Source organism: Bacillus sp. UNC437CL72CviS29 (genome assembly GCF_000482345.1).
GTDB lineage: Bacteria > Bacillota > Bacilli > Bacillales > Bacillaceae_G > Bacillus_A > Bacillus_A arachidis.
In genome coordinates this window covers 1-4,459 of the sequence record NZ_AXVB01000043.1, presented here as the reverse complement: position 1 = coordinate 4,459, position 4,459 = coordinate 1, and the positions used below count along the sequence as shown (strand labels likewise).

The following is a 4,459-nucleotide window of genomic DNA, read 5'->3' as shown; positions in this document are numbered from 1 at the left end:
TTTATCTTTCGTGTTCCATAGTTCTGACGGCTCTCTCGGAAGATTTCTTTCACGAGTGGTGACAATTCATCTACTGTATCTTGTGCTTGTTTTGCCTCATAATAATACGTTGCTCTTGATAATTGTAGGACATCACACATTGCTGATATCGAGTATTTATGTAGGTTATTCTTCACTACTTTTACTTTCGTCCTAGTATCAGCGCCGCTTGCTTTAAAATATCATTTTCTATAAGAAGCTGTTTGTTTTGCTTTCTCAACGCTTCCAATTCTAGTTGTTCAGCCGTCTTATTGTCTTTCTCTTTAAATGAGCCAGACGTATGATTTTGATTGATCCATCGATCCAATGATGATGGTGTTAGTCCGTATTCTTTAATGATGTCTTTCCTTGGTTTACCATTTTGATACAGTTGAACCATTTGGTGTTTAAATTCTGCTGTAAAGGTTCTTCTTTCTCTTTTATTTTTCGTCATAGTAGATTCTCCTCAAATATATTAGTTGTAGTCTACTTGACCTTAATTTTTTTGTCTAGTTCAGTGTAGCCCATCCAAGCATTGCTTTATAACCTATCAATTAACTTCACAGCTTTTCTCACATTATATAAATAACTCCTAGTTCGCACCTTCAAATTTTTGATTTACCCAAAAATGTAATCTCAAACTATCGCACCCTATAGTTTAAGTACAGCATTTCAAGAACTTATATATTCAATTACCACTATCTTTTAATCTATTCAAAAGTTTGTTCGATTTATTGAAATTTTCATAAGAAAAACGATAATATAAAGAAAAAAACAACAACAATTCCTACTAATGGTGCGTAAAATCAAGCGAAAAAAATCGCTATTATAGTTGGTGTGTATCCAAGTGCTATCATAAAATTTCACAGCTCCTCCTGCTCCACAATAAGTATAGGGACTATCAAAGCAATCTCCATTATGAACTCCTACCCTTTATTACACCTAATTATGGTCCATATTCTTCATCCCAACCACATATTCCTTCTTAGACTAAACTGCCCTTTAGTTTAAGTGTAAATCTTCACAACTTCACTTCTATTTAACATAAATATCCACCCCCGCCTATTAAGAAAGAACCTAAAGCGACCGTTGATGGGACTTTACTTATTTCTATCCAAATTCAGTCTCAAAACTCATTACCAAAAATAAAAGCTCCTAACATATTAGTCATATATAATATGTTAGGAGCTTGATATTTTAAGTGTTTTTTGATTTAAGTTTGGATAAACATAATTCATCAACTTTTCTATTTATTCCTGTTGTTTTCATTTTATCTACTCTCTTTTTTATAATACATTATACCCATACGCTTTCTTTGTTATTATAACAAGATTTATCTGAGAATAAAGAAAAAAACTGCTCCATTCTCCTTTGAAATTCATCAAATTAAATTTAAGGACTCTATTATCCACTGTAATGAACTTTCCCTCCCTCAATACCTTATCCTATCATCAAGTTGATTAAAATAATAAATGCGCAAATCTGAGAGACCGTTTTTAATGCACATATAATTTTTTGAAGTGAAAAAGAGTTAGAATTTCATCACCACTCATTTAAATAAATATGCATAATTGCATGAAAGTGAACTACTACCAATATGATAAAATAAATACGAACAACTTATATAAGTTCTTCTTTATCAATTTTGTTAGATTGGGAACCTAACGTCTTATCGCGCAATAATATGTCATCATCAAAAAGACACTCATATGAGTGTCTTTTTGATGATGACATATGCCTGCCTAAAATGTACCGATTAAGGGTAAGTACTTTATCAATTATTCGCAACCACAAAAAGGACTAAAGCTTAAACACAGCATTCCATCTAATAATTATCCAAATGCAGACGCTTCTCCTAAGAATAAGAAGTTGAAAATGTTTTTTGATTGTGTTTTTCCTACAAATTGATCATCTTTTTTAATTATAATCTACGTATATCTAGGTCTTATCGATTTCTTGCATCTCCCCCTAAAACGATCTTATCATTCTAAATAATTAGTCTAATAATCATACAATTTGTAGGATTCTCTTATTTTTTGTCGAATATATTCAATGGGAGGAGGGAAATTACATGCTTTTCACAGGATTCTTCATTAATCTATCTATTTTTGCTTTCCTAGTTAGTTTAACTTTTTTTATCCATGTATTTATTGGGAAAATGGATTCTAAATCAATTCAGTTATTCGGAGGCATATATGCAGGTATTATAGCTGCTATTTTGATGATTTTTAGTTTTAAGCACATGGGATTGTTTTATGATCTCCGAATGGCTCCTCTTATAATTTCGTACATTTATTTTGGTCGTACGGCTGGTTGGATTACAATAACATTTATTATAATTATGCGTATTTTCTATCTTGGTGGTAATTTGGGACCATCTTTGATTGTTTCTTTAGGAATAGCTACTATATATACTATTTTTGAAACATATCTCAAGAAGCTTCATCCCTTTAAGAGAGTCTTTCTCTATCTAGCTGTTTATCTAACTATAATCCATTTAGCGGTTGAATTCTTTTTTCCATCTATATCACTTACCCTTCTTGACATTCAGGGTACATTATTTATATCTTCAGGACTATTAATTGGTATTTTTCTTATGGAGTCCCATCAAAAATTATATAGTTTAACACAGAGTTTAGCTAAAGCGAATGAAACATTACTAGAATCAAAACAAGAATTAAGGGATACCGTACATGAACTGCAAGGAGGTATTTTTAAATTTAAAAAAGTGAATGGGAATTTTATTCATACTTTATGTGATGGACAGTTATTTTATCAACATGGATTTTACTCTGAACAAGTGGTAGGTAAGAGTTTACTTACCGTAGATCGCTCCATTGTTCCACTCCATTTAGTACCTCGACTACTAAAATATTATCAACAAGCATGGGATGGTAATGAAGTCACTTTCGAATTACCTTGGCCAAATGATGAGACTATTATGTTGCTCTCTCTTAGGCCTGTGAAAAGAGAGGGAACTGTGATTGAGGTAGTTGGTTCTACTGTTGATATTACGAAAAGAAAAAATGCAGAAAATGAACTAAAGGTAACGAAAGAACGGCTAGAATCATTTATTAATCATAACGTAGATGCTATCACTATATTTGATTTAGACGGACACATGATACAAGCCAATACAGCTTACGAAAAGATATTTGGATGGTCAGAAAAAGAAATCTTAGGAAAAAAATTACCTTGCGTACCAGATTTTTTAATGAATCAAACTTTAGAATTTATAAAAGAGATTAAAAACAACAATATAAAAGACCCTGTTATTACTAGGTTAGAAGCAGTTAGACAACGAAAAGATAAAACTCTCATTGATGTAAGCTTGACGGTTTCACCTATTCTAGATTTAAGGGGCAATGTAATTGCTTTATCAGGAATTTGTAGAGACATTTCTGAAAGAAAACAAGCAGAAAGAGAACTACATCAATTACATCAACAATTAAGAGACAGTGAAATGAAGTACCGTGCACTTATCGAACAAGCAACGGATGCGGTTTACGTAGTAGAACTGGATGAAGATCAGGTCCCAACTCGATATATCGAAGTAAATCCTGTTGGTTGTAAAAGATTTGGATATAGTAGAGAAGAGCTTCTCTCGATGCCATTTTCTAGTACTGTTCCGCAAGATTCCCCATTGATCAAAAGATTTTTAGAAAAAATTAGAGAAGGACACACTTCTTTCACTTTGCAAGATGAATTTGTGTTTCCGACAGGAAAAAGAATGACAACTGAATTTGGTGTCCGTGTGTTTAATTTGAACGGCAAAAACGTTTTCTTGAGTATGTCTCGAGATATCACTGAACGGTTAAAAACTGAGGAGTTATTACGAAAATCGGAGAAACTTGCTGTAGTTGGTCAATTAGCCACTGCCATTGCCCATGAAATTAATAATCCTTTAACAGCAATGAAAGGATTCATGTATTTGCTAAAAACAACGGAAAATAAGGGCAGTGAGCATTATATAGATATCGTGTTATCAGAGATTGAGCGAATAGGTAGTATTACTAATGAATTTATGGCGCTAGCAAAACCTCAGGCGTTAGAAATTAAAACAAATGACCTGAATGTATTAATGAAACAAGTTGTAATGATACTTCAGCCTCAAGCAATGATGAACAACATACAAATTACAACTGAGTTTACATCTGATACTTCATTCATCCTTTGTGAAGGGAATCAATTAAAGCAAGTTTTTATAAACATCTTAAAAAATGCGATTGAAGCAACTCCAACAGGAGGGGAAATCTTGATTCAAATCGAAGATGTACCTGATACAAACCAGGTAAACATTCGATTTACTGATTACGGATGCGGAATTGAAAAAGATCGTATACCTTATCTAGGAGAACCATTTTATAGTATCAAAGAAAATGGTATCGGTTTAGGATTAATGATCTGTTATAAAATTATCGAAAAGCACCAAGGAAAGATA

The 4,459-nt window shown here is 32.5% G+C and carries 1 protein-coding gene and 1 pseudogene; one reads left to right on the top strand and one right to left on the bottom strand.

Annotated elements, in window-relative coordinates; translation table 11 throughout:
- Nucleotides 1-472: pseudogene (locus tag M014_RS30260) on the bottom strand (transposase); the annotation flags it as partial.
- 1,617 nt (nucleotides 473-2,089) lie between these two features.
- Between M014_RS30260 and M014_RS27365 the strand changes: the two are divergent.
- Nucleotides 2,090-4,459, top strand: a 2,370-nt coding sequence (locus tag M014_RS27365; protein ID WP_035415615.1) for a PAS domain S-box protein, incomplete at its 3' end; no start/stop codon positions are given.